The sequence below is a fragment of the Jeotgalibacillus soli genome (assembly GCF_000829435.1).
Lineage (GTDB): Bacteria > Bacillota > Bacilli > Bacillales > Jeotgalibacillaceae > Jeotgalibacillus > Jeotgalibacillus soli.
The window spans coordinates 1-26077 of the sequence record NZ_JXRP01000013.1; the positions used below are offsets into that span (position 1 = coordinate 1).

Consider the following 26077-nt stretch of genomic DNA (forward strand, 5'->3'; position numbering starts at 1 on the left):
AACACGGAAGTTAAGCTCTTCAGCGCCGATGGTAGTTGGGGGTTTCCCCCTGTGAGAGTAGGACGTCGCTAGGCACTTGAAAAAGAACTGTTACCGAAAGGTGGCGGTTTTTTTGTGTTTAAATTTTATTACGTAAATAGGCAAACCTTTTTGAGGGTATTCATTACATTGTCGTTTTCTATTTATTGCAGATAGGGGGGCAAAAGTGTTTAAAAAAACAGCTAAATGTTCAAAATATGACAAAGAAATTCAAGGGAATGAAGAGGGTTTAAGTAAAAATACGTTATCCTGAAAGAGAAGAGATGACTTAAATTAAAGCCTTTACAGCGAAAATATATTGCGAAAAGTGCTGTGATGATAAGAAAAAACAAAAATAAATAAAACTAAGGTAATTGTGAATAACATTCCAGAAAAAAGATTTCACTTTCAGAAAATCCACCGAACCAAACAAAGGTCATCTGCACACGACTTTCCCTGTTCCTAAAAGAATAATCATTCAAGAATTCTTCATTCAGTACAAGTTTACTTTTTCCCCAACCGGGTAATACATAAAGAGTGCAAACCAATAACCAAAAAGGTGGAATGCGAAAATGTCTAAAAATGTATTAATGGTTTTAACGAATACGAGTGAAATTGATGCGGATCATCCAACAGGGTTATGGCTGTCTGAGTTTGCAGAGCCTTATGTAGAATTTAAAAAAAATGATTTTAATGTGACAGTTGTGAGCCCAAAAGGCGGAGGGATTCCGATCGATCCCAATAGTTTAGAGGACGAACAGCCGGAAGAATGGAAAAAAGCACAGGAAAAGCTTGAAAAGACTGAGCTGCTTTCAAGCGTAGTGTTTGAACATTTTGATGGGATTTTCTTGCCGGGTGGGCATGGAACAATGTTCGATCTTCCAGAAGAGCCTCATTTACAGGATGGGCTTGCTCACTTCGCTGAGAATAATAAGGTCATTGGCGCGGTTTGCCATGGTCCAGCAGGTTTTGTTGGAGTTGAATTGTCTGACGGTACGCCATTAGTTAAGGGGAAAAAGCTGACTGCATTTACAAATGCTGAGGAAAAGGACACTGGTCTTGATGAGTTAATGCCATTTCTACTTCAATCAAAGCTTGAAGAAGAAGGTGCTCACTTTGTAGCGCAAGGGAATTGGGCAAATCATGTGATGATAGATGGGAAATTTATTACCGGTCAAAATCCTCAATCTAGCCAAAAAACAGCGGAAGCTTTTGTTGCTGCATTAGGTTAATAATAGAACCAATAAAAAAGAACGCGGAGCCATTTCCGTGTTCTTTTCTCTTTTGAATTAATTTTGCTGCAAAAGTAATTCGAGTGTTTCTTGTATTTTTGAATCTTCTTTAAATGAAATGAGGTCTGTTGGTGCTCCTTGAACAGCTTTAACAAATACACTAATAATGCCAGGTGCTGCTTTCTTCTCTCTATCTTGAATCAGTGCAAGAGGAGAATAGGCATTCCCTTCTTTTAGTTCAGCCCAGTGATCAAGAGAAAGGACACCATTATCACTATAAATACGATAAAAAAGTTCGTCTTTATATCCAATGGGGCTGAGTCCGTTAATTAATACTTTAACACCGTTTGCCAGTGTTCAGTGTGCGATGATCCCCTCTTCACTTAGGTTTTATCAACTGGATAATCAACGGCACTGTCTACATCAACTATGTTCCCAATAAGCTCCTGTGTAAGCTGTAAAAGGTGCGGGTAATTTCACGAATAAAGCCGCCTTGTTCTCTTTTGGCAACCCATTTATTTTGCTGCCAAAAACGAGGCCGTTGTTCAAAGTGCATGGTTAGTTCAACACGTCTAATGGTGCCGATAGTGCCATTATATAGTTTTCTTTTAGTAATGCTACTTCCTTTAAACAATGTAAAGGAAAGTGAATAGCGTTGATCTTATTTGAATTCAAGGAAGCATCTGCCATTTCTCTTGCTTCTGCTAGTGAGTGGGCTAACGTTTTTTCACAAAGGACGCGTTTTCCGGCCTTAAAAGCTTTTAACGTGAAAGCGCCGTGCCACTTTGGAGGAACGGCAATATATAAATACTATTAATTTCAGAATTTGCTAGGAGCTGATCAATAGAGGTATAGTGCATTGCACTATATGAATAGTTACTAGAGAGCTCTTCCATCCGTTCTTCATTTGTATCACAGATCGGTGCAACCTTTATATGAGAGTGTAAAAGAAGTTGTTTAATTATAGACGTTCACCAATTGCGCCTAAACCGATGATACCTATTTTAACCGGGGTGTCATTGGAAAATCACCGCTTCAATTTTATTTTAACTGTATTACAGCATTTAGAAAATTGAACAAGAGAAGAGGAGATATTTTCACAATAATACATTTTTATTAAAAATTACGAATGTCCTTTACAATTGATCCCTGTACTAGTAGGATTGCACTTGAGTTCGAATGGATAGAAAGTTTTCTCAAGAGAGAAACTTCTTTATTCAAGGTGAAAAGGAGGAACAGTTTTGCTTGAAAGTGGATTAGTCATGATGGCAATTATCTTTGTGATCAATATATTTTATGTCTCCTTTTTTACAATGCGTATGATCTTAACGCTAAAGGGGTACCGTTATATAGCAGCAGCAGTTAGTATGGTTGAAGTGGTAATCTATGTAGTGGGCTTAGGGCTTGTTTTAGATAATCTAAATGAAATTCAAAACCTGGCAGCATACGCAGTGGGATATGGACTTGGTGTGATTATTGGCATGAAAATTGAAGAAAAGCTGGCTTTAGGCTATATTACCGTTAATGTAATAGTGATGGATAATGGTATCAACCTTCCTAAGCAATTACGTGAAAAGGGCTATGGGGTAACGGATTGGGCAGCAAACGGATTAGAAGGAGACCGCATGGCCATGCAAATTCTTACACCAAGAAAATATGAGTTAAAACTTTACCAGATGATTAAGGAGATGGATCCAAAGGCATTTATTATTGCTTATGAACCGAAGACCATTCATGGTGGCTTCTGGGTTAAAAGTGTTCGCAAAAGCATGGCAAGGGAGCAGGCAAGATGAGTGAAAAAAAGTGGTTTGATGTAGAAGAAAATGAAACCATTGATGATTGTCTTAATCGAATGGCGGCGAGCGGCTTTATGCCAATTCGTCGGATAGAGGAACCGATGTTTCAAGAAATAACAGAAGGTTCCTCTGTAAAAAGAGTTCCAATTCGGCAAAAAATACGATTTCAAGGGATAAAAAGCGAACAATGATTATAATGTTATAATTATTGTTCGCTTATAAGGTTGACGTGATGATGTCAGCTTGTTATGATGATTATAGTAATTTACTGAAACGAATAATGCATTTCGACCTCATATAATCTTGGGAATATGGCCCATAAGTTTCTACCTAGTAACCGTAAATAACTAGACTATGAGGGAAAGTGATGCCTTGGATTTTCTTTACCTAAATTGGTAGGTATAGGGATAAAATTCGGAACCCAGGTGAACAACTTTCCTTCATATAAATAGGGGAATTTGTTGACGTGGGTTTTTCTTTTTTGATCCAGCTTCAGTGGCTAGCCCCTCGAGGTCATAAGCCACAATGCCCCAGCTGGCAAAGAACGCCAACCAGTGCATTGCGTCTTATGCTTGTCGGGGATGAGCGAGCCACTTCAGCTTTTCTAGTGATCCAGCTTCAAGCGGTAGCTGCTCGAGGTCACAAGTCAAGCTGACTTATTGGCAAAGAGCGCCAATTAGTCAACTCGCCCTGTGCTTGTCGCAGCTGAACGACCGCTTTCAGCTTTTCTTATACAAACGGCGAATTTTGTCGTTATTAAACGTTATTGGAGTGAGATGATGACGGCAGTAGTTGGAGTAATTATGGGTAGTACATCGGATTGGCCGACGATGAAGAAGGCTTGTCAGGTTTTAGAGGAATTAAATGTACTATATGAAAAGCAGGTAGTGAGTGCGCACCGCACTCCTGATCTCATGTTTGAATATGCCGAAAGCGCCCGAGAGAAGGGGCTGAAGGTTATTATTGCAGGAGCGGGAGGCGCTGCCCATCTTCCTGGTATGGTGGCTGCTAAAACGACCCTTCCTGTGATTGGTGTGCCGGTTCAATCAAAGGCTTTAAACGGATTGGATTCCTTATTATCCATTGTTCAAATGCCTGGAGGAATTCCTGTTGCTACGGTTGCAATTGGAGATGCGGGAGCTACAAATGCAGGTCTTCTAGCTGCTCAAATACTGTCATCCTTTGATCCGGAACTTGCTGAACGAATTGCGATAAGAAGAGAAGCTAGCAAAGAAAAAGTGCTTGAAAGCAGCGGTGAACTGTATGAGTAAAGTATTGCCAGGTCAAACCATTGGAATTATTGGTGGTGGGCAGCTTGGAAGAATGATGGCTTTGGCAGCAAAGGAAGCGGGGTTTAAGATCGCAGTACTTGATCCAACCAAAAATTCTCCATGCGGTCAGGTAGCAGATATTGAAATTACGGCTGCATTTGACGATCGTGATGCGTTAAAAAGACTGGCTGAAGTCAGTGATGTCATTACCTATGAATTTGAAAATATCGACGCAGATGCCTTGAAATGGTTATCAACGATTGCAGTTGTTCCTCAAGGATCAGAAATCATCCGGATTACGCAGGATCGCCGTTATGAAAAACAAATGCTTGAGGCCGCAGGTGTACCAGTCGCACGATATGAAATCTTTGAACACGAACATGAAATATATGATAATATAAAAACGTTCGGTTTTCCGGCTGTTTTAAAGACAGCGACCGGGGGATATGATGGAAAAGGACAGGTGAAAATAAATTCCGCTGCAGATCTTACAGAGGCAGCAGAGCTTGTTCAAAAAAATGGCCCTTGTGTAGTAGAGGCATTTATTGATTTTACGAAAGAAATATCAGTCATTGTACACCGGAATCAAAACGGACAAACAACGACGCTGCCAGTCGGAGAAAATATTCATGTGAATCATATCCTTCATAAAACCATCGTTCCGGCAAGGATCTCTGATAGTGTTTCACGGCAGGCGCTTGAACTAGCGGTGAAAATTGCGGATAAACTTGAATTAGTTGGTACACTTGCAGTCGAAATGTTTGTCACAGCTGATGATAAAATCTTTGTAAATGAATTGGCGCCAAGACCTCATAATTCTGGTCACTTTTCAATAGAAGCAAGCCTGACATCACAGTTTCACCAGCATATACGAGCAATTGCAAACTGGCCGTTAAAAAGCACAGAGCTGCTCAAGCCGGTCATAATGGTCAATCTATTAGGCCAGCATATTGAGCCAATTTTACATGCAATTGACCAGTATCCTGATTGGTCCATTCATCTGTATGGAAAATCAGAACCGAAGCATGATCGTAAAATGGGGCATGTTACGATTTTAACGAATAATATCGAACAAACTCTGAATGAAATTGATGAATCGCAAATTTGGAAATGAAGAAAAAAATCGGAGGAATGACGACATGATCGAACGCTATACACGTCCGGAAATGGGCGCAATATGGACTGAACAAAACCGTTTTCAAGCTTGGTTAGAGGTAGAAATTTTAGCATGCGAGGCTTGGGCAGAGCTTGGAGACATCCCAAAAGAAGACGTGCAAAAGATTCGAGTAAATGCATCATTTGATGTCGATCGTATTAAAGCCATTGAAGAAGAAACACGCCACGATGTGGTTGCATTTACACGTGCCGTTTCTGAAACACTTGGTGCGGAAAAGAAGTGGGTTCATTACGGACTAACATCTACTGACGTAGTTGATACGGCTCTATCGTATCTATTGCGACAAGCAAACGAGCTTCTATTAAAAGATCTTGAAAACTTTATTGATATTTTAGCAAATAAAGCAAAAGAACATAAATTGACGGTGATGATGGGGCGTACGCATGGTGTACATGCCGAGCCGACAACGTTTGGCTTAAAGCTTGCACTTTGGCATGAAGAGATGAAGCGTAACTTGGAACGCTTTAAAGCAGCAGCAGCGGGCGTTGAATTCGGTAAAATGTCAGGTGCAGTTGGTACGTACGCAAACATCAATCCTTTTGTGGAAGCGTATGTGTGTGAAAAGCTCGGTTTACAAGCGGCGCCAATTTCCACACAAACATTGCAGCGTGACCGTCATGCGGATTATATGGGAACACTTGCATTAATCGCCACATCAGTTGAGAAGTTTTCTGTTGAAATTCGCGGTCTTCAAAAGAGTGAGACTCGTGAAGTGGAAGAATTCTTTGCAAAAGGTCAAAAAGGTTCATCTGCAATGCCGCATAAACGCAATCCAATTGGATCTGAGAATATGACGGGCCTTGCACGTCTAATTCGTGGCTATATGCTGACGGCTTATGAAAATGTACCACTTTGGCATGAGCGCGATATTTCTCACTCATCTGCAGAGCGTGTGATCCTGCCGGATGCGACAATTGCGCTTAATTATATGTTAAATCGTTTTGGCAATATCGTTAAAAATCTAACGGTATTCCCTGAAAATATGAAACGCAATATGGACCGTACGCTCGGCCTAATTTATTCTCAGCGTGTACTGCTTGCGCTCATTGACAAAGGGCTATCTCGTGAAGAAGCATATGATACGGTTCAGCCAAAAGCAATGGAAGCGTGGGAAAAGCAGGTTCATTTCCGTGAGCTTATTGAGTCTGAAGAAGCCATCACCTCTAAACTATCAAAAGAAGAGATTGCTGACTGCTTCGATTACAATTATCATCTGCAGCATGTTGACACAATCTTTACCCGTCTTGGCTTAAACGAATAGCTTATGTTAAAGTCCATTGTTGATTTTTGAACAGCGTTAATTGGAGCGGATACGCGAGACTCCTGCGGGCTGAAGTGGGACAGGTGAGACTCAAGCAGGTGCGCCTGCGACCTGAGAGGCTCACCGCCCGCCCCGCGGAAGGCGAGCGCTTGAAGTGGAAATCAACAGTCACGTTGAACTAAGCCAAAGGAATAAAAATCGGGTTGGTGAGGATATTTAGTCTCACCCCGGCCCCTTTATTTTAATAATCGTGCCAATATTATGACTTTCAAGGAGTGACAAACACATGGAAAAAGGCCAGCTGCTATATGAAGGCAAAGCGAAACGTTTGTATTCAACAAGTGAAGAAGGAATTCTTTGGCTTGAGTACAAGGATTCCGCAACAGCCTTTAACGGTGAGAAGAAAGCGACAATTGAAGGCAAAGGTCAGCTTAACAATTTGATTACTAGTCTGCTGTTTGAAAAGCTAAAGGAACAAGGGATCGATTCTCATTTTGTTAAAAGATTATCTGATCACGAACAGCTTGTACGACATGTGGAAATTATCCCGATTGAAGTGGTCGTAAGAAACGTGGCTGCTGGTACATTAGCAAAACGAATCGGCTTAGAAGAAGGACTGCCGCTTAAGCAAACTATCGTTGAGTGGTATTACAAGGACGACGATTTAGGTGACCCTCTTATCAATGAAGATCACATTGCGATCTTGTCGCTTGCTTCACCAGAGGAACTTGTAACGCTGCGTCAAAAAGCGCTTGAAATTAACACATTTTTAACTTCATTCTTTAATGAAATTGGAGTGGACTTAATTGACTTCAAGCTGGAGTTTGGAAGAGGCAGCGATGGAGCCATTCTATTGGCTGATGAAATTTCTCCTGATACTTGCAGACTTTGGGATTCAAAAACAAAAGAAAAGCTAGATAAAGATGTTTTTAGAAGAGATCTTGGCAGTTTAACAGATGCATATAAAACGGTATTCACACGATTGGGAGGCGTTTCATCATGATGAAGGTAAAAATTTATGTCACGTTAAGAGAAAGTGTACTAGATCCACAGGGAACTGCAGTGAAAAGCTCATTGCACGCTATGAACTATACAGAAGTTCAAGATGTTCGCATTGGTAAATACCTTGAAGTTACGATGGAGCCAACTGAACGTCCATTAGATGAAGTTGTGAAAGAAATGTGCGAGAAACTTCTTGCTAACACGGTTATTGAAGACTTTGAGTATGAGGTGGAGGAGGCCGTCACACGATGAAATTTGCTGTGATTGTATTCCCAGGCTCAAACTGTGATATTGACATGTATCATGCGATTAAAGACGAGCTTGGCGAAGAGGTTGAGTACGTTTGGCATGATGCTGAGGATTTAAGCGGATATGACGGGATTTTGCTGCCAGGCGGCTTTTCATATGGCGATTATTTACGCTGTGGTGCCATTGCACGTTTTTCTAACGTAATGAAAGAGGTTGTTAAGGCTGCAGGGGAAGGCAAACCAGTTTTAGGTGTATGCAATGGTTTTCAAATTCTGCTTGAAGCCGGCCTATTGCCAGGTGCAATGCAGCGGAATACCAATTTGAAATTTATGTGCCGCACGGTTGGCTTGCGTATTGAGAATAACGAGACTATGTTTACAAATGGCTTTGTACCTAATGAAACAATCAAGATTCCAATTGCTCACGGAGAGGGAAATTATTACTGTGACGATGAAACCTACGAACAGTTAAAAGAGAACGGACAAATCGCTTTCACCTATGCAGGTACGAATCCGAATGGAAGCCGTGGAGATATTGCAGGAATCATCAATGAAAAAGGAAATGTTCTTGGGATGATGCCTCACCCAGAACGTGCCGTGGATGCGCTGTTAGGAAGTGCAGACGGACTTAAACTGTTTCAATCAATTGTGAAACATTGGAGGGACTCAAATGTCGTTACTGCTTGAACCAACTGCTGAGATTATTAAAGAAGAAAAAATATACAGTCAAATGGGATTAACGGATGAAGAATTCCAAATGGTCGAGAACATTTTAGGGCGTCTTCCAAACTATACAGAAACAGGATTGTTTTCTGTCATGTGGTCAGAGCACTGCAGCTACAAAAATTCTAAGCCGCTGCTTAAAAAATTCCCTGTTACTGGCGAACGCGTATTACAGGGACCTGGTGAAGGTGCCGGAATCGTTGATATTGGAGACGGACAAGCGGTAGCATTCAAAATTGAAAGCCATAACCATCCATCTGCAATTGAGCCATATCAAGGTGCAGCAACAGGTGTGGGAGGAATTATTCGAGACGTATTTTCGATGGGAGCAAGACCAATCGCTGTGCTAAACTCTCTTCGTTTTGGAGAATTGCAAACCCCTCGCGTGAAATACTTGTTTGAAGAAGTAGTAGCAGGGATCGCAGGCTACGGAAACTGTATTGGGATTCCAACAGTAGGCGGAGAAGTTCAGTTTGACGCTTCTTATGATGGAAATCCGCTTGTTAACGCGATGTGCGTTGGTTTAATTGACCATAAAGACATCCAAAAAGGTCAGGCAAAGGGTGTCGGCAATACAGTCATGTACGTTGGAGCGAAAACGGGCCGTGATGGTATTCACGGTGCGACATTTGCATCGGAGGAATTGAGTGACTCTTCTGATGAAAAGCGCCCGGCAGTTCAAGTTGGGGACCCATTTATGGAGAAGCTCTTGCTTGAAGCATGTCTTGAGCTAATTAAGTCTGATGCGCTGATCGGTATTCAGGATATGGGTGCTGCAGGACTCACAAGCTCTAGTGCTGAGATGGCAAGTAAAGCCGGGTCTGGTATTGAGATGAACCTTAACCTGGTACCACAGCGTGAAACAGGCATGACAGCGTATGAAATGATGCTGTCTGAATCTCAAGAGCGTATGTTAATTGTAATTGAAAAAGGACGCGAGCAAGAAATTGTGGACCTTTTCCATAAATATGATCTTGATTGTGTGTCAGTTGGACATGTAACGGATGATCATAACCTTCGTCTATTGCATAATGGAGAAGTTGTTGCGGATGTTCCGGTAGATGCTTTAGCTGAAGATGCACCTGTTTACTACAAGCCATCAAGTGAACCAGCATACTATCGTGAATTTAAAGCAATGGAAAATGTTGAGCCAGAGGTAGAAAACCTTGAAGAAACACTTAACCAATTACTTCAGCAGCCAACCATTGCAAGTAAAGAATGGGTTTATGACCAATATGACTATCAGGTTCGTACAAATACAGTTGTAGCGCCTGGATCAGATGCTGCTGTGCTTAGAATTCGCGGTACGGAAAAAGCATTGGCGATGACAACGGACTGTAATTCACGCTATTTATATCTTGATCCTGAAGTTGGAGGCAAGATTGCTGTAGCAGAAGCAGCACGTAACATCGTCTGCTCCGGTGGTATTCCGCTTGCAATCACAGATTGTTTAAATTTCGGTAACCCTGAAAAGCCGGAAATCTTCTGGCAAATGGAAAAAGCGGTTGATGGAATGAGTGAAGCATGCCGTGAGCTTAATACTCCTGTCATTGGAGGGAACGTTTCGCTATACAATGAAACGAACGGCACCGCTGTTTACCCAACTCCTGTAGTAGGAATGGTTGGTCTAATTGAAAACCTATCACATATTACAACACAAGCGTTTAAAAAAGCCGGCGACCTCGTCTATCTAATTGGGAAAACGAACACAGAATTTGGTGGCAGTGAATTGCAAAAGCTTGTTCATGGCCGTATTTTCGGACAATCGCCTGCCCTTGATTTAGAAACAGAAAAACAACGTCAACAAGTGCTATTGCAAGCAATTCAACAAGGACTTGTTCAATCTGCCCACGATCTAGCAGAAGGTGGCCTAGCGGTTGCCCTTGCAGAATCTGTCTTTGGAACAAATGGACTGGGTGTGGATGTTGATACAACTGGCTCGGCAGTAACAGCCCTATTTAGTGAGACACAATCACGCTTCTTGGTATCTGTTTCAGCAGAACAAAAAGAGGCATTTGAAGCGGCTGTAAGCGATGCTGTTCAAATTGGTACAGTAACAGATTCAGACACACTTGTAATTCGCAACGAAGGAAATACAGTTATCCAACGCTCAGTCAAAGAATATGAGAAGAGCTGGAGAGGAGCTATTTCATGCTTGCTGAACTAAAAGGCTTAAATGAAGAGTGCGGCGTATTTGGAGTTTGGGGTCATGAAAAAGCGGCACAATTAACCTACTATGGTCTGCAAAGCCTGCAGCACCGTGGACAAGAAGGTGCCGGTATTGTTGTGTCGGACGGAATGAAGCTTACCGGATATAAAGGTGAGGGACTTGTCACTGAAGTATTCAGCCAGTCAAAGCTTGATGAATTAAAAGGCTACGGAGCTGTAGGCCACGTTCGCTACGCAACTGCTGGAGGCGGCGGATATGAAAATGTTCAGCCATTGCTTTTTCAATCCCAAACCGGGGGCCTTGCACTTGCTCATAACGGCAATTTAGTTAATGCGAATGCATTGAAGCACATGCTGGAACGTCAGGGAAGCATTTTGCAAACAACCTCTGATACAGAAGTGCTGGCGCATTTAATTAGAAGAAGCGGCTACGATGAGTTAAAGGAGCGCGTGAAAAACGCGCTCACGATGTTAAAAGGTGCGTATGCATTTGTCATCATGACGGAAAATGAACTGATGGTCGCGTTGGATCCAAACGGCTTGCGCCCATTGTCTCTTGGCCAAATTGGAGATGGATACGTTGTAGCATCTGAGACGTGTGCGTTTGATATTATTGGAGCGGAGTATATTCGTTCTGTTGAACCTGGAGAAATTATTATTATCAACGATGAAGGAATGCGTTCAGAACGTTTTACGTACGCGACAAATCGTTCAATCTGTTCAATGGAATATATTTATTTTTCACGACCAGACAGTGATATTGATGGGATAAATATTCATAGTGCCCGCAAACGTCTAGGCAAGCAGCTGGCTGTAGAATTTCCTGTTGAAGCGGACGTTGTAACAGGTGTTCCTGATTCAAGTATTTCCGCTGCGATCGGGTATGCAGAGGCAACGGGCATTCCGTATGAAATGGGCTTGATTAAAAACCGCTATATAGGACGTACCTTTATTCAGCCTTCTCAAGAACTGCGAGAGCAAGGCGTGAAGATGAAGCTGTCTCCTGTGCGCGGTGTTGTAGAGGGAAAAAGAGTCGTTATGGTCGATGATTCGATTGTACGCGGTACGACAAGCCGCAGAATCGTCAACATGCTTAAAGATGCTGGAGCAACTGAAGTGCATGTAATCATTAGCTCACCGCCTATAAAGAATCCATGCTTTTATGGAATCGATACAAGTACGCATGAAGAATTAATTGCTTCTAAAAATTCTATAGAAGAAATTCGCAAGATTATTGGTGCTGATTCATTAAGCTTTTTGAGTGTTGATGGCTTGGTAAATGCCATTGGTCGTCAAGATACCGATGAAAACCGCGGGCACTGTCTTGCATGCTTTACAGGGAAATACCCGACTGAAATCTATCCAGATACGTTGCATCCATACGAGAAAGAGCTTATTCGCTAGGGGGAAGAAAGATGTCGAATGCTTATCGCCAAGCTGGCGTTGATATTGAAGCAGGCTACGAAGCTGTAGAACGAATGAAAAAACATGTGAAAAGAACAACACGTCCAGGTGTAATGGGACCGTTTGGAAGCTTTGGAGGCATGTTTGATCTGTCATCACTAAATTACAAAGAGCCTGTACTTATTTCAGGAACAGATGGAGTAGGAACGAAGCTTCGTCTTGCCTTTGCAATGGATCGCCATGATACAATCGGTGTCGATTGTGTTGCGATGTGCGTCAATGACATAATCGCTCAAGGTGCAGAGCCTCTTTATTTCTTGGATTACCTGGCTGTGGGAAAAGCAGTACCTGAAAAAATAGAGCAGCTTGTCAGGGGAATTGCAGATGGATGTGAACAGTCCGGCTGTGCATTAATTGGCGGTGAAACGGCAGAAATGCCTGGCATGTATGAAGAGGACGAATACGACATGGCAGGCTTCGCTGTTGGAGCCGCTGAGAAGAAGGAAATTATCACAGGCGAAGGAATCGAAGCGGGCAATGTATTAATTGGTCTTCCTTCAAGCGGTATTCACAGTAATGGCTATTCTCTCGTACGTAAAGCCTTGCTTGAGAAAAAAGGCTACTCTCTAGCTGAACCACTTGAGGGCTGTGAGCAGCCGCTTGGCGATGTGCTGCTCACACCAACAAGAATTTATGCCAAAGCTATTTTGCCTTTGCGTAAAGAAATTGAGATTAAAGGAATGGCTCATGTGACGGGCGGAGGATTTTACGAAAATTTACCGAGAATGCTTCCTGACGGCTTGGGTGTATCGATTAACCTAGGCAGCTGGCCGGTCCAAGAAATCTTTTCGGTGATTGGAGAAGCAGCTGAAATGACGACAGATGAGCTGTTCCATGTCTTTAATATGGGAATTGGCTTTGTTGTGGCTGTACCTAAGGATGCTGCTCATGATGCACTTAAATCTTTGCATGCACGCGGAGAAGCAGCCTACATCATTGGTCAAGTGACGAAACAGGAAAACGACGAGCGTGTTACATTTGTAGATTCAGCTCTCTAATGACAGATTGTAAAACCAGGAGGCTTATGATGAAGAAAATAGCTGTGTTTGCATCAGGAAGCGGCAGTAATTTTCAAGCCATTGTTGATGCCATTGACCAAGGAGAACTAGCGGCCAAGGTCGAACTGCTTGTTTGTGATAAGCCGAATGCTTATGTTGTGGAAAGAGCTCAAAAGGCTGGCGTGGATGTGCTTACGTTTCAAGCGAAGGAGTTCTCCTCCAAGGAAGCCTATGAGCGTGAAATTGCTGAAAAACTGGCAGAGAAAGAGATTGAGTGGATTGTACTTGCAGGCTTTATGAGACTGATAGGAACGGTTCTCTTAACGAAGTATCAGAATCGTATCATTAACATTCACCCTTCTCTTTTGCCTGCTTTTCCTGGGAAAGACGCAATTGGACAAGCAATTGATTACGGGGTAAAGATCTTTGGTGTCACCGTTCATTACGTAGATGAGGGGATGGACACTGGTGCCATCATCTCTCAGCAAGTGTTTGAATGTGAAGATGAGATGACCCGTGACGCAATCGAAGAGCAGATTCATAAAATCGAGCATCAGCTTTATCCATCTACATTGCAGATGCTTTTTACTGCAGGTGCAAAGGATCCATCTTTACAACAGAAGTAAGGCGGATAAGAGAGACAATGAATGGAGGATTTTTTTGTTATGACGAAGCGAGCGTTAATAAGTGTTTCAGACAAAACAGGCATTATTGAATTTGCAGAAGCGCTTCAATCCCTAGGCTATGAAATTTTATCAACAGGCGGAACGAAGAGCCTGCTTAAGGAGAACAATGTTGAAGTAACGGGGGTTGATGAAGTAACGGGATTCCCTGAAATATTGGAAGGAAGAGTGAAGACTCTTCATCCATCCATTCACGGAGGATTGCTTGCAAAACAAGATAATGAATCACATCTTAAGCAGCTTGAAGAGCAAGGCATTAAGCCGATTGACCTTGTGTGTGTCAATCTGTATCCTTTTCAGCAAACCATTGCTAAATCAAATGTTAGCATTGACGAAGCAATTGAAAATATTGATATTGGTGGTCCAACGATGCTTCGTGCGTCTGCAAAAAACCATGCATATATTACAGTAATTGTGGATGCAGCTGATTATGGTACTGTCATTGAGCAGCTGCAGCAGGATGGTAAAGTGGATGCTGAAACTCGACGCAAGCTTGCTGCAAAGGTTTTCCGCCATACAGCTGCTTATGACGCGTATATTTCACAGTATTTGACGAAGGTAGCAGGAGAAGAAAATCCTGAGCGCATGACGATTACATATGAGCGCAAGCAGGATCTTAGATACGGAGAAAACCCACATCAAAAAGCGGCATTTTACCGTAACCCGCTAGGCTCTGAATTTTCAATAGCTCATGCTCGCCAGCATCACGGCAAAGAGCTTTCTTATAATAATATTAAAGATGCAGATGCTGCCCTTCAAATTGTAAAAGAATATGATGAGGCGGCTGCGGTTGCGGTTAAGCATATGAATCCATGTGGAGTAGGTACGGGATCAAGTCCTTCAGAAGCATTTGAAAAAGCGTATGAAGCAGATCCAACCTCTATTTTTGGAGGGATTGTTGCTTTCAACCGAGCAGTGGATGGAAAAACAGCTCAAAAGCTCGTCGACATTTTCCTTGAAATCATTATTGCGCCTGCGTTTTCGGAAGAGGCGCTGGAAATACTTAAGTCAAAGAAGAATCTACGTCTTTTAACGGTTCCTTTCGATCGTCAAACGGATCACGAGTATGTATATACTTCAGTTGAAGGCGGCTTGCTTGTTCAGGATCAAGATAGCTTTACACTAGAAGATGCAGATGTTCGCGTTGTGACAAAACGTCAGCCTACAGATGAAGAATGGGCCGCAATGAAGATGGGCTGGAAGGTAGTGAAGCACGTTAAATCAAATGCAATCGTCGTTTCTGACGATCAAATGACACTCGGAATTGGAGCAGGTCAGATGAACCGGGTAGGAGCGGCTGCCATTGCGCTGCAGCAGGCAGGTGAACGTGCTAAAGGAGCAAGTTTAGCATCCGATGCGTTCTTCCCGATGGATGACACGGTAGAAGCTGCTGCTAAAGCGGGAATTACAGCGATCATTCAGCCAGGAGGCTCTGTGCGCGACGAGGATTCGATTCGCAAAGCGGACGATTATGGTATTGCAATGGTCTTAACGGGCGTTCGTCACTTTAAACACTAATATAATCCTTACTAAAAGCGTGAAATGTTCCATGTCAAAAGCATCACACGCAATCATTCATGTCCATGTCAATGAGGCTGACTCATAAGTTTTGAGTCAGCCTTTTCCATCATAACCGTAATCAATAGGAGGAATGAAAAATGAATGTACTTGTAATCGGAAGTGGAGGAAGAGAGCACGCCATTTGCTGGACGCTTGATCAGGCTCCTTCTGTAGAAAAGGTTTATTGTGCACCGGGAAATGCCGGGATTTCTCAACATGCAGAATGTGTGGCAATTGGTCAAAGTGACCAGCCTGCATTAATTCAGTTTGCTAAAGAAAATCAAATTGCCCTTACAATTGTCGGTCCTGAGCAGCCATTATCGGAAGGAATTGTCGACGCCTTTCAAAAAGAAGGACTTGCGATTTTTGGTCCAACACAAAAGGCAGCCATTATCGAAGGCAGCAAATCATTTGCGAAGGATCTAATGAAAAAATATAATGTCCCAACTGCCGGGTACGAAGTGTTTACAGATGCAGAAGAAGCGAAAACATACATAAAAGAACAAGGAGCACCCATTGTCATTAAAGCAGACGGACTTGCAGCCGGAAAAGGTGTAGTTGTAGCCATGACGGAAGAAGAGGCGCTTTCTGCAGTAGAAGATATGCTTGTCCATGGTCAATTCGGTTCTTCCTCCCGTCAAATTGTCGTTGAGGAATTTTTGGAAGGGGAAGAATTTTCTTTTATGTCACTTGTCCATCACGATACCATTTTGCCGCTTGAAATGGCACAGGATCACAAAAGAGCGTTTGATGGAGATCAAGGACCGAATACAGGAGGCATGGGAGCATACTCACCTGTTCTTCAGATGACGAAAGAGATCACTGCACAAGCACTTGAGACCATTGTGAAACCCGTTGTGGATGCAATGATACAAGAAGATCGATCCTTTACCGGTGTTCTGTATGCAGGACTAATTCTGACTGAGAATGGACCTAAGGTCATTGAATTTAATGCCCGTTTTGGTGACCCTGAAACACAGGTTGTCCTGCCGAGATTAAAATCAGACTTTGCTCAAGCTGTCATTTCTCTATTAAATGGAGAGGCTTCTTCTTTAGAGTGGAGCGATCAGCATGTAGTAGGTGTTGTACTTGCTGCCAATGGATATCCAAGAGACTATGATAAATATATTCCACTGGATTCTTTCGAGGAGACAAGAGATGATACATTAATCTTTCATGCAGGAACAGAACGAAAAGAAAATAAGCTTGTATCCAATGGTGGAAGAGTTTTGCTTGCTGCAGCACAGGGAAATACAGTAAAAGAAGCGCAGCAAAAAGTATATGAATCTCTTACTGGATATAACACGGAAGGGCTTTTTTATCGCAGCGATATCGCGCATCGTGCCATTTATATAAAAGAATAAGAAGCAGATGAAGGAGGATGGTTTAAAAAACCGTCCTCTTTTTTTATCAGTAAAGTCTTATCATTATTCAATTATCACTGTGAGAAAAAGCCTAACAGTGAGATTAGTAGTTTCAGGTCAGAGGGATAGGGTCTTTAAAATAAATAGGTTTAGAGATGCCCTATTTCAATATATACAACATGCATTTTGGTTCATTACTTCTATATAAATCACTCAATCCTCTACATTACTTCTATCATCGATCCTATCCAGCAAATTTCTTCTCTCTAAAGATCATCATAGGTCTTTATTAAGAAAATGCACTTATATAACTAAGAGTATATACTTTTCTTTATAAAGAACATTAAAAAGTGTATTTTTAAAAATCATTAGATAAATAGAGTATTCAGTAGAATAATTGAGGTAATTGTTCTTAATATGAAAAATTTAATCCTTTCCTCGTTTTTTTAATGTGTATATATCTATTATAATAGAATGCATAAAGTTCGTAATAAAGAACAATTAATTACCTTAATACCCATGAGGAAAGGTTTAGCGGAAATTACGCATGAATTAAAGCCAGGTAGGGGGAGATGAAATCATGTAACCATCCATATAGAAATTTTAATAATCCTTCATTGGTTTATGTTTGGCGCAAAAAATAGCCATAGACTAATTAGCACTCAATAACCGGCTATATGACGATTAGATCAATTGAGAAATGAGGAGGAAAATGAAGAAAAAACATTGCTATAGATGTGAACGATTTTCATATAGTAGTATCGATTCAGGAGTCTGGCTTTGTCCTACCTGTGGTGAAAATTTAGTACTGCAACCTCCTATGAAAGCTATCTCATACATTGAAATTAAGATAAATAAACTTAATGATAATCGACAAAAATACCTAGATTTGTATGACAAAAAAGAAAAGTACGTCGAGAATTGTTGATTATATCAAAATATTTAGGTATAAACTACTATATTCATCATATAAGCAGAATGATAATATTAAGACAATTGACTTATAGTAAATCGATTATAAATGGACGTTGAATGTTGTTGAGCTTGGGGGTGTTACAACAGTAAAAGGCAAACCATTTGAAAATTTGGGACGCAAAGCTATCAGGTCTAAGGCATAGAGAGAAAGAATGCTATGACGGCTGGGCCGCCTGAAGTACTATCAGTATTTTGGGAGGGGAAATTATTTGGGTCAGCAACAGGAATTGGATATGGAGTGGGTAGCATTAATCAAGGAAGCTTTAGGGGTCGGGATTACTGAAACAGAAATCTATGATTTTTTTAAAGGAAGCGCTCGTGAAAATGATTATAAAATTAGAAGAATTTGTGCCAGGTAGCTATCTTAATTTTAATAATGTTTAAATGACCTGAGCAGCGACAGCGGCCAGGTCATTTTTGATTGATTCGCCATTTATTAAATTCAATGAATTCTTTAAACTGTTCTTTAGAAATGCCAGACTCCATTGCTGATTTTGCTAAGTTCATCCAATCGGTGTCAACATTGTTTGGTGAATTATCAGGGTCTAGTAGCGAATTTACCGTTACTCCGAGGACGGGTGCAATTTTTTCTAAAAATTGAATAGATGGATTTTGCTGTAGATCTCTTTCTAATGAACTTAAATATGATTTCGCTACACCAGCTCTTTCTGCCAGCTCCGATAATGACATCTTTTTCTCTTTGCGTAGAGATTTTACACGATCTCCAATCATAGCACTCACACACCTTGAATTTTAATGAATTATAATCCACAATTTAATATTAACACAACTATTTCCTTTGGACACTATAACGCACAAAATAATTCATGTATTTTATCTTTTTTTGTCGAATACATAAAAAAAATAATATATGTACTCGTCTGACGCTCTACAGTTAAAAACGCTAAAAGGAAATCCCTTTTAGCGAACGAAAACAATTATTTCCCTGCTTCGAAATTGGTATTTTTCAGTGCATCATTTATTTTTTCTTCATCCCAATTAAATGCATCGTCCATCCAGTTGTTTTTACGTTCCCAAAGTGCAACGATTGGACAGTAATGTAAGAATCCTTCCGCCACTTTCATCGCACCAAGCATTGCAAGCATAAGATAAGACTGCTTCCACGGCTTTCTTGCCATCCTCGCCGTCGCAAAACTTAATAACGAGAACCCAACAATCATGCGAATAAAAGAATTTATACTGCCAATATTTTGATTCATTGTACGATCTCTCCTCTTTTGAACTATTTGTGAAAATGTAATTCTTTTATACGGTAACGGATAAAAATATGGTACGATAAAACTATATATTTAACGTGATCAGCGAATGCGCTGTCGCGGTAAATCGTTTATCTATATTGCAAGCTGCCAAGGGGGACAGAACGAGATGGAACAGCGATATCCATGGAAAATACAACAATTACGACATCACACGAATATTCTTGATGGTACGGCTGCACCTACTTTGGTGCTAAAGAATGCAAATTACTTAAACTCATCGTTAAAAATGTGGCAGCAAGGAAACATTTGGATCCATCAGGATCGTATCATTTACACGGGATCTCTATTTCCTTTAAATACAAATAATTGTGAAGTGATTGATATGACTGAAAAGTGGATTGTACCTGGTTATATTGAGCCGCATGTTCATCCGTTTCAGCTTTATAATCCCCAGTCATTTGCTGATTATGCGTCTCAGACAGGGACTACAACTTTTATCCAAGACAACTTAATGTTGCTTTTATTATCCAACAAAAAGAAAGCGCTTCCTTTTATTCAGCAGTTTAAATCATTGCCTTTGTCCTTCTATTGGTGGGCTCGCTTAGATGCTCAAACGGAGATGGCAGAAGAAGAGCATATTTTCACCAATGGAGAAATACATGACTGGCTTGATGATTCAAGTGTGCTCCTGGCCGGAGAATTGACGAGCTGGCCTAAATTGATCGAAGGTGACGATCTCATTCTTAGTTGGATTCAAGAAGCGAAGCTCAACCAAAAAAGAGTGGAGGGCCACTTGCCGGGTGCTTCTGAGAAGACGATTGCTAAAATGGCGTTACTTGGTGTTACAGGTGATCATGAGGCAATGACGGGTGCAGAGGCCTGGTCGCGTCTTCAACAGGGACTGGCGGTTACGTTGCGCCATTCCTCCATCCGTCCTGATTTACGTAAATTAATAAATGAATTAAAAGAAAAGGGACTAAAGTCATTTGATCAGCTTATGATGACGACAGATGGCTCAACGCCTGCTTTTTATCGTGAAGGAGTAATGGACCAATTAATTGCAATTGCGATAGAGGAGGGCGTTGACCCAATTGAGGCTTATCATATGGCATCTTATACAATTGCGCGTTACTACCAGCTTGATCATATGCAAGGAATGATTGCAACTGGCAGGATTGCAACATTGAACGTGCTTGAAGATTCACGCCAGCCAACACCTGTATCTGTAATGTCAAAAGGTGTATGGATGAAAAAGGATGGGATTCGGACAGCACAGTTGCCAGAAACGGATTGGACAAGCATTCCCCCGCTTGTAATTGATTGGGAGCTAGAAGACGGTGATATGCAATTTTCAATGCCATGTGGGATTGAAATGGTCAACAATGTGATTACAAAGCCTTATTCTATTCAGTTTGATGCCTCTAGGGACGAGCTTTCAACCGAGCATGATGAGTGCTTCCTCATGCTCATTGACCGATATGGCAAATGGAGGATGTGCACATTATTGAAAGGGTTTGCACAAAATATCGGCGCTCTAGTATCATCTTTTTCCAGTTCGGGCGATATAATTATTATCGGGAAAAGGAAATCGGATATGATGATTGCATTTAATCGTATGAAGGAGCTTCAAGGAGGTATTGTCGTTGTTGATCATGGGGAAGTCATTCATGAAATAGCACTAGCGATTGGCGGGGTAATGTCGACTGACAACATGGAGAAAGTGATGGATCTTGAGGCAGGATTAAAGGAAATTTTGAATGAGCGCGGGTATGGACATGACGATCCAGTTTATACACTCCTGTTTCTTTCTTCTACTCATTTACCTTATATTCGAATTACACAGCGCGGACTGTATGAGGTTAAGAAGAAGACGGTGTTATTTCCAACAATTATGCGTTAATTTTGGTGATAGGATAAAACGTTACTCTTTCTGACGATAATACGTTAAAATGAGAAAGTAAGGAATAGTGAGGTGCGCATAGTAATGAAATATTGGCTTATTGCGATCCTGATGGTCCTACTTGTCGTTGGCTGCACCCCAAAGCAGGAAGAGAGTACTGGTCATTCTCCACCAGAAGAACAAACTGTTCCAGATTCGACCGAGGCCGTCTATCCTTTAACAGGTGAAGCAATGGATAGCGATTATTCACAGCGAGCGATAGCGGTTGTGTTAAATAATCATCCTAAGGCACGTCCTCAAAGTGGACTTGAAGAAGCTGATATTGTATATGAAGTATTAGCAGAAGGCGGGATTACACGCCTTTTAGCGATCTATCAAAGTGAATTACCTGAGCGTATTGGACCGATCCGCAGTGCTAGAGATTACCATATTGATTTAGCGGCAGGTTATAATAGTTTTTTCGTTGCACATGGATATAGTCCTGAAGCTCTAGCCATGTTGGATTCAGGTGTTATTGACCATATAAATGGTATTAAATATGATGGTCAGCTTTTTTTACGTTCTTCAGACCGTGTCGCCCCCCATAATTCATATAGTGGAGAATCATTGATTCGAGAAGGTGCTTTACAAAATGGAGTCTCTTTAGATGAATCACCGAAGTCAATGCCTTTCATGGATAATAAAGATGTAGCAGGTGATACTGTCTCTTCTTTTACGGTCAGCTATAATGATGATCCTTCTTATTCGAGTACATATCAGTACAATTCATCACAAAACAGATTTATACGCTATAATAACGGCGAAGAAACAATCGATGCAGAGACGAATAATTCCATTGCGATCTCAAATGTACTAGTTTTGGAAGCGGATCACGAAATCGTTGATCAAGAAGGCCGGTTAACGGTTGATCTCATCTCTGGCGGAAGAGCTTTACTATTTCATAATGCGAAATGGAAAGAAATATCTTGGAGAAACGTAGAAGGACGAATGGTTCCTTACGATAATGGAATACCAGTTCCTATGACACAAGGAGCGAGCTGGATTCATATTATTCCATCCTCCGAAGGCTTTAGCTCGTTAGTAACAATAAATGAATGAACAAATGAAAAAGGAGATTTGACCTAATTATGCAAATAGACAAACTACGTGGTAAAGGACTGGATCAGTTATTTAACGCTGTTCTATCCTTAAAGGACCTAGAAGAATGTTATCGATTTTTTGATGATCTGTGCACGGTGAATGAAATTCAGTCCCTTGCTCAGCGGCTTGAAGTAGCTCGCATGCTTCGCGAAGGTAAAACGTATCACAAAATTGAAACGGAAACAGGAGCAAGTACAGCCACCATTTCCCGCGTAAAACGCTGCTTAAATTATGGAAATGATACTTATTCAATGGTGCTTGCACGTGTTCACAAGGAAGAAGCTAGTGAAGAAAAGTAATCGATATAAAGAAGCCTGCTCCTATCTGGGAGCGGTTTTTTTGTGGCGTGAAAAAGGGCGATTAGTAGCTGGCGTCCTGTAAATGTGCGAGCACGGCCAGTAAATTTCTCTGACGGCTTGTAAACGCTGTCTCCCTCGAAAATTTCCCTCAGCGATGCCCTCGAGGTCAATAGCGCCGCTGTCTATTCGGTAAAGAGCGCCAATTTAGGTAGCGGGACTTATCTATTTCAGAGCTGAACGATCCATTAAGCATAGCTAAAAGAGAGATGATCGGCTGATGGCCTGTAAATGTGCGAGCACGGCCAGTAAATTTTTCTGACGGCTTGTAAATGTTCTGCGACGGCTTGTAAACACATCCCCACGGCTTGCAAATGCTGTTTTCCTCGAAAATTTCCCTCAGCGATGCCCTCGAGGTTAATAGCGCTGCTGTCTATTCGGCAAAGAGCGCCGAACAGTGCAGTTTGTCTTATGCTTGTCGGTGCTAAGTGAGCCACTTCCGCTTTTCGACTTTAAACGAATAGCTTGGGGGTGCTATAATAGTACGGGCTATGGATAGGATCCAAAATGGCAGCAATGAAATGGAGGAAGTACCAGATGTATGACGTTCGAGAGTGGAAGCACGTATTTAAACTTGATCCGAATAAGACGATTACAGATGATGATTTGGAAAAAATTTGTGAGTCTGGAACGGATGCAGTATTGATAGGGGGAACAGACGGTGTACAATTAGATAACGTCTTGGATCTAATGGCGAGAGTACGTCAATATACTGTTCCCTGCGTGCTGGAGGTGTCCAATCTTGAATCAGTTACACCAGGGTTTGATTTGTATTTTATTCCAACTGTGTTGAATTCAAGGGAAGCAAAGTGGATTACGGGGCTGCATCATGAAGCGCTCAAGGAACATGGTGATTTAATGAACTGGGACGAAATTATGGCCGAGGGCTATTGTATCGTGAATCCTGATTGCAAGGCAGCATCATTAACCAATGCCAACACTGATTTAAGTACAGATGACATTATTGCCTACGCACGAATGACCGATCGATTATATCATCTGCCGATTTTTTATCTTGAATACAGCGGCATGTATGGTAAACCAAGCGTTGTGCAAGCTGTAAAAAAAGAACTGAAGCATTCTACATTTTTTTATGGCGGAGGCATCACGTCAAGAGCAAAGGCAGAGGAAATGGCTGCGTATGCAGATGTAATCGTTGTAGGAAACTTACTATATGAAGATTTGAACGAGGCTTTAAAAACAGTTTTATAAAAAGAATGTAATCAGGCAAGACATGATTTATAATAAGAACAAATGTTCTATACGGTGGTGAGGGAATGCAATTTTTAACAGATCGTTTGCTGAAAGGAATGAACCCTGAGCAAGCAGAGGCAATTAAAATAACGGAAGGCCCTTTATTGATAATGGCGGGGGCAGGATCTGGAAAGACGCGTGTGTTAACTCATCGAATTGCCTATTTGATGATCGAAAAAGGTGTCGCACCCTATAATATTTTAGCGATCACATTTACCAATAAAGCAGCGAGAGAAATGAAGAACCGTGTAGGAAACATCCTCGGCGGGGCAGCCGAAGATGTTTGGATTTCTACTTTTCACTCAATGTGTGTACGCATATTACGCCGCGATATTGACCGCATCGGCTTTAACCGCAATTTTACCATTCTAGATACGACAGATCAGCAATCAGTTGTAAAAAGTATTTTAAAGGACAAGAATCTGGATCCAAAGAAATTTGATCCTCGAGGGATTTTAGCTGCGATTAGTTCTGCAAAAAATGAACTAATCGGACCGGAAGAATTCGCTAAGGATGCAGGAAGCTTTTATGATCAGACGATCAGTGAAGTGTTTACGGAGTATCAGCGTCGTTTGCGCAAGAACTCTGCGCTTGATTTTGATGATTTAATTATGCAAACCATTCAACTGTTTGAGCGGATTCCAGAAGTGCTTGAATATTATCAGCGTAAATTCCAATATATCCATGTGGATGAGTATCAGGATACAAACCGTGCCCAATATATGCTCGTAAAGCAGCTGGCGTCCCGTTTTAAAAATCTTTGTGTCGTTGGTGACTCCGATCAATCGATTTACCGTTGGAGAGGAGCGGATATTGCCAATATCCTTTCCTTTGAAAAAGACTATCCAAATGCCCAGGTGATTTTGCTTGAGCAAAATTACCGTTCAACGAAGAAAATTCTAGAGGCAGCCAATGAAGTCATTAAAAACAACTCAAATCGCAAACCAAAGAAATTATGGACTGATAACCCGGACGGACCAAAAATCACCTATTATCGTGCAGACAGTGAGCAGGGAGAGGCACAATTTGTAGCTGGTCAAATTAATGAAATGGTAAAATCAGGGAAACGTAAACGTTCGGATATTGCGATTTTGTATCGTACAAACGCCCAGTCACGTGTGATGGAGGAGGTTTTAATGAAATCCAACATCGAGTATACGATTGTTGGCGGTACGAAGTTCTATGATCGTAAAGAAATCAAAGATATCCTTGCCTACTTGAGGCTCGTTGCAAATCCTGATGATGATATAAGCTTATCGAGAATCATTAATGTACCAAAACGTGGAGTCGGTTCTACGTCTGTTGATCGTATAGCTAATTATGCCCGTGACAACGACCTGTCGATGTATGAAGCGCTGGCATTAGGAGATTTTATTGGAATAAGCCCGAAGATTACGAAGACAGTCATTGAGTTTCGTAATTTTATGAATAATTATACTCAAATGCAGGAATATCTCTCTGTGACAGAGCTTGTAGAGGAAATTTTAGATAAATCAGGCTACCGTGAGGCGTTAAAAGCAGAAAAAACGATTGAATCTCAAAGTCGTTTAGAGAATATTGATGAGTTTCTATCTGTAACGCAGGCTTTTGAAGAAGCTAGTGAGGACAAGAGCCTCATTGCATTTTTAACAGACCTTGCACTTGTCGCGGATATTGATCAATTAGACAAAGAGGAGACATCCTCAGAGCTTGTAACCTTGATGACACTGCACTCCGCAAAAGGCCTTGAGTTCCCAGTTGTATTCCTTCTTGGGTTAGAAGAAGGGATATTCCCTCATAGTCGTTCGTTGATGGAAGAGGATGAGATGGAAGAGGAACGCAGATTAGCATATGTTGGAATAACACGAGCGGAGGAAGACCTGTTTATCACGAACGCGCAAATGAGAACACTGTATGGGCGAACAAACATGAATCCGGTATCTCGATTTATAGCTGAAATTCCTGAGAACTTAATTGATGAGCCAATGAAGCAGGAAATCTCATCCTCATCTAATCCATTTGGTTTGGGCAGTACTGGTTCATCCTTTAATCAAAACCGTCCACAGCCTCGTAAGCCTGTCACACGCCCGGCACCTAAAACAACTGGCGGCAATGAGATCGGATGGAGCGTAGGTGATAAAGCGGAGCATGGCAAGTGGGGAACAGGAACCGTGGTAAGCGTTAAAGGTGAAGGGGATTCAATGGAGCTTGATATTGCTTTTCCTAGTCCGACAGGTATTAAACGGTTATTGGCTAAGTTTGCTCCAGTTAAAAAAGTAATGTGATG

At 41.5% G+C, this 26077-nt stretch carries 25 protein-coding genes, 1 rRNA gene and 2 riboswitches; of the genes, 23 read left to right on the top strand and 3 right to left on the bottom strand.

The annotated features are described in order from the left end of the window. Both rrf and KP78_RS07425 read left to right on the top strand, forming a co-directional pair. A 5S ribosomal RNA gene (gene rrf, locus KP78_RS21185) occupies positions 1–74 on the top strand; the annotation flags it as partial. Positions 75–590: 516 nt separating this feature from the next. Next, positions 591–1250, top strand: coding sequence for a type 1 glutamine amidotransferase domain-containing protein (locus tag KP78_RS07425; RefSeq protein ID WP_041087729.1), 660 nt, complete (start codon positions 591–593; stop codon positions 1248–1250). 558 nt (positions 1251–1808) lie between these two features. Here the strand turns inward: KP78_RS07425 and KP78_RS21190 are convergent. Beyond that, positions 1809–2051 (bottom strand): Gfo/Idh/MocA family oxidoreductase, encoded by a 243-nt coding sequence (locus KP78_RS21190; RefSeq protein WP_084219844.1) that lies wholly within the window; start codon positions 2049–2051, stop codon positions 1809–1811. 461 nt (positions 2052–2512) lie between these two features. Here KP78_RS21190 and KP78_RS07430 point away from each other — a divergent pair, with 461 nt between their 5' ends. The 16 genes from KP78_RS07430 (at position 2513) to KP78_RS19560 (ending at position 18300) form a co-directional block, all read left to right on the top strand. Continuing rightward, positions 2513–3043: a DUF2179 domain-containing protein gene (locus KP78_RS07430; protein WP_422723699.1), complete on the top strand. Its 531-nt coding sequence runs from the start codon at positions 2513–2515 to the stop codon at positions 3041–3043. After that, a complete protein-coding gene (locus tag KP78_RS07435) occupies positions 3040–3237 on the top strand; it encodes an NETI motif-containing protein (RefSeq protein WP_041087733.1) in 198 nt (65 codons plus the stop codon). Before KP78_RS07430 ends, KP78_RS07435 begins: the two co-directional genes overlap by 4 nt. Positions 3238–3319: 82 nt before the next feature. Next, a riboswitch (purine riboswitch) is annotated at positions 3320–3421 on the top strand. 91 nt (positions 3422–3512) lie between these two features. Continuing rightward, complete coding sequence (locus KP78_RS07440) at positions 3513–3701, top strand: hypothetical protein (protein ID WP_041087735.1); 189 nt, start codon at positions 3513–3515, stop codon at positions 3699–3701. Between the two features lie 124 nt (positions 3702–3825). After that, positions 3826–4317 (top strand): 5-(carboxyamino)imidazole ribonucleotide mutase, encoded by a 492-nt coding sequence (gene purE, locus KP78_RS07445; protein WP_041087737.1) that lies wholly within the window; start codon positions 3826–3828, stop codon positions 4315–4317. Next, positions 4310–5431 (top strand): 5-(carboxyamino)imidazole ribonucleotide synthase, encoded by a 1122-nt coding sequence (purK, locus tag KP78_RS07450; RefSeq protein ID WP_041087739.1) that lies wholly within the window; start codon positions 4310–4312, stop codon positions 5429–5431. Before purE ends, purK begins: the two co-directional genes overlap by 8 nt. Before the next feature lie 25 nt (positions 5432–5456). Beyond that, positions 5457–6755, top strand: coding sequence for an adenylosuccinate lyase (purB, locus tag KP78_RS07455; RefSeq protein WP_041087741.1), 1299 nt, complete (start codon positions 5457–5459; stop codon positions 6753–6755). Positions 6756–7041: 286 nt separating this feature from the next. Further along, positions 7042–7758: a phosphoribosylaminoimidazolesuccinocarboxamide synthase gene (purC, locus tag KP78_RS07460; RefSeq protein WP_041087743.1), complete on the top strand. Its 717-nt coding sequence runs from the start codon at positions 7042–7044 to the stop codon at positions 7756–7758. Further along, positions 7755–8009 carry a phosphoribosylformylglycinamidine synthase subunit PurS gene (gene purS / locus KP78_RS07465; protein ID WP_041087745.1) on the top strand — a complete coding sequence of 85 codons (255 nt, stop codon included), beginning with the start codon at positions 7755–7757 and terminating at the stop codon, positions 8007–8009. The genes purC and purS overlap by 4 nt, the downstream gene beginning before the upstream one ends. Continuing rightward, positions 8006–8692, top strand: coding sequence for a phosphoribosylformylglycinamidine synthase subunit PurQ (gene purQ / locus KP78_RS07470; RefSeq protein WP_041087747.1), 687 nt, complete (start codon positions 8006–8008; stop codon positions 8690–8692). Before purS ends, purQ begins: the two co-directional genes overlap by 4 nt. After that, on the top strand, positions 8676–10895 hold the full coding sequence (gene purL / locus KP78_RS07475) for a phosphoribosylformylglycinamidine synthase subunit PurL (protein ID WP_041087749.1): 2220 nt from the start codon (positions 8676–8678) through the stop codon (positions 10893–10895). Before purQ ends, purL begins: the two co-directional genes overlap by 17 nt. Beyond that, positions 10880–12301, top strand: coding sequence for an amidophosphoribosyltransferase (gene purF / locus KP78_RS07480; RefSeq protein ID WP_041087750.1), 1422 nt, complete (start codon positions 10880–10882; stop codon positions 12299–12301). Before purL ends, purF begins: the two co-directional genes overlap by 16 nt. A gap of 11 nt (positions 12302–12312) precedes the next feature. Further along, entirely contained in the window at positions 12313–13359 is a 1047-nt protein-coding gene (purM, locus tag KP78_RS07485) for a phosphoribosylformylglycinamidine cyclo-ligase (protein ID WP_041087752.1), read from the top strand. A gap of 29 nt (positions 13360–13388) precedes the next feature. Next, positions 13389–13985, top strand: coding sequence for a phosphoribosylglycinamide formyltransferase (gene purN, locus KP78_RS07490; protein WP_041087754.1), 597 nt, complete (start codon positions 13389–13391; stop codon positions 13983–13985). A 39-nt stretch (positions 13986–14024) separates the two neighbouring features. Continuing rightward, positions 14025–15560 carry a bifunctional phosphoribosylaminoimidazolecarboxamide formyltransferase/IMP cyclohydrolase gene (gene purH / locus KP78_RS07495; RefSeq protein WP_041087940.1) on the top strand — a complete coding sequence of 512 codons (1536 nt, stop codon included), beginning with the start codon at positions 14025–14027 and terminating at the stop codon, positions 15558–15560. 140 nt (positions 15561–15700) lie between these two features. Next, entirely contained in the window at positions 15701–16966 is a 1266-nt protein-coding gene (gene purD / locus KP78_RS07500) for a phosphoribosylamine--glycine ligase (RefSeq protein WP_041087756.1), read from the top strand. Between the two features lie 1057 nt (positions 16967–18023). After that, positions 18024–18118, top strand: a riboswitch (cyclic di-GMP riboswitch). 32 nt (positions 18119–18150) lie between these two features. Next, positions 18151–18300 (top strand): anti-repressor SinI family protein, encoded by a 150-nt coding sequence (locus KP78_RS19560; RefSeq protein ID WP_235420875.1) that lies wholly within the window; start codon positions 18151–18153, stop codon positions 18298–18300. Between the two features lie 52 nt (positions 18301–18352). On the opposite strand, the gene KP78_RS07510 is transcribed toward KP78_RS19560, so the two are convergent. Both KP78_RS07510 and KP78_RS07515 read right to left on the bottom strand, forming a co-directional pair. Then, positions 18353–18673, bottom strand: a complete 321-nt coding sequence (locus KP78_RS07510) for a helix-turn-helix domain-containing protein (protein WP_041087758.1) — start codon at positions 18671–18673, stop codon at positions 18353–18355. Between the two features lie 206 nt (positions 18674–18879). Continuing rightward, on the bottom strand, positions 18880–19161 hold the full coding sequence (locus KP78_RS07515; RefSeq protein ID WP_041087760.1) for a YgaP family membrane protein: 282 nt from the start codon (positions 19159–19161) through the stop codon (positions 18880–18882). A 166-nt stretch (positions 19162–19327) separates the two neighbouring features. On the opposite strand from KP78_RS07515, the gene KP78_RS07520 reads away from it, so the two are divergent. The 5 genes from KP78_RS07520 to pcrA all read left to right on the top strand — a co-directional run bounded on the left by KP78_RS07520 (position 19328) and on the right by pcrA (position 26075). Beyond that, a complete protein-coding gene (locus KP78_RS07520; RefSeq protein ID WP_041087762.1) occupies positions 19328–21061 on the top strand; it encodes an adenine deaminase C-terminal domain-containing protein in 1734 nt (577 codons plus the stop codon). A gap of 84 nt (positions 21062–21145) precedes the next feature. Beyond that, entirely contained in the window at positions 21146–22159 is a 1014-nt protein-coding gene (locus KP78_RS07525; RefSeq protein ID WP_041087764.1) for a DUF3048 domain-containing protein, read from the top strand. A 29-nt stretch (positions 22160–22188) separates the two neighbouring features. After that, complete coding sequence (locus KP78_RS07530) at positions 22189–22500, top strand: YerC/YecD family TrpR-related protein (protein ID WP_041087766.1); 312 nt, start codon at positions 22189–22191, stop codon at positions 22498–22500. A gap of 594 nt (positions 22501–23094) precedes the next feature. Further along, a complete protein-coding gene (gene pcrB / locus KP78_RS07535) occupies positions 23095–23769 on the top strand; it encodes a heptaprenylglyceryl phosphate synthase (protein WP_041087767.1) in 675 nt (224 codons plus the stop codon). Positions 23770–23834: 65 nt separating this feature from the next. After that, complete coding sequence (gene pcrA / locus KP78_RS07540) at positions 23835–26075, top strand: DNA helicase PcrA (protein WP_041087770.1); 2241 nt, start codon at positions 23835–23837, stop codon at positions 26073–26075. The last annotated feature ends 2 nt before the right edge of the window (positions 26076–26077 follow it).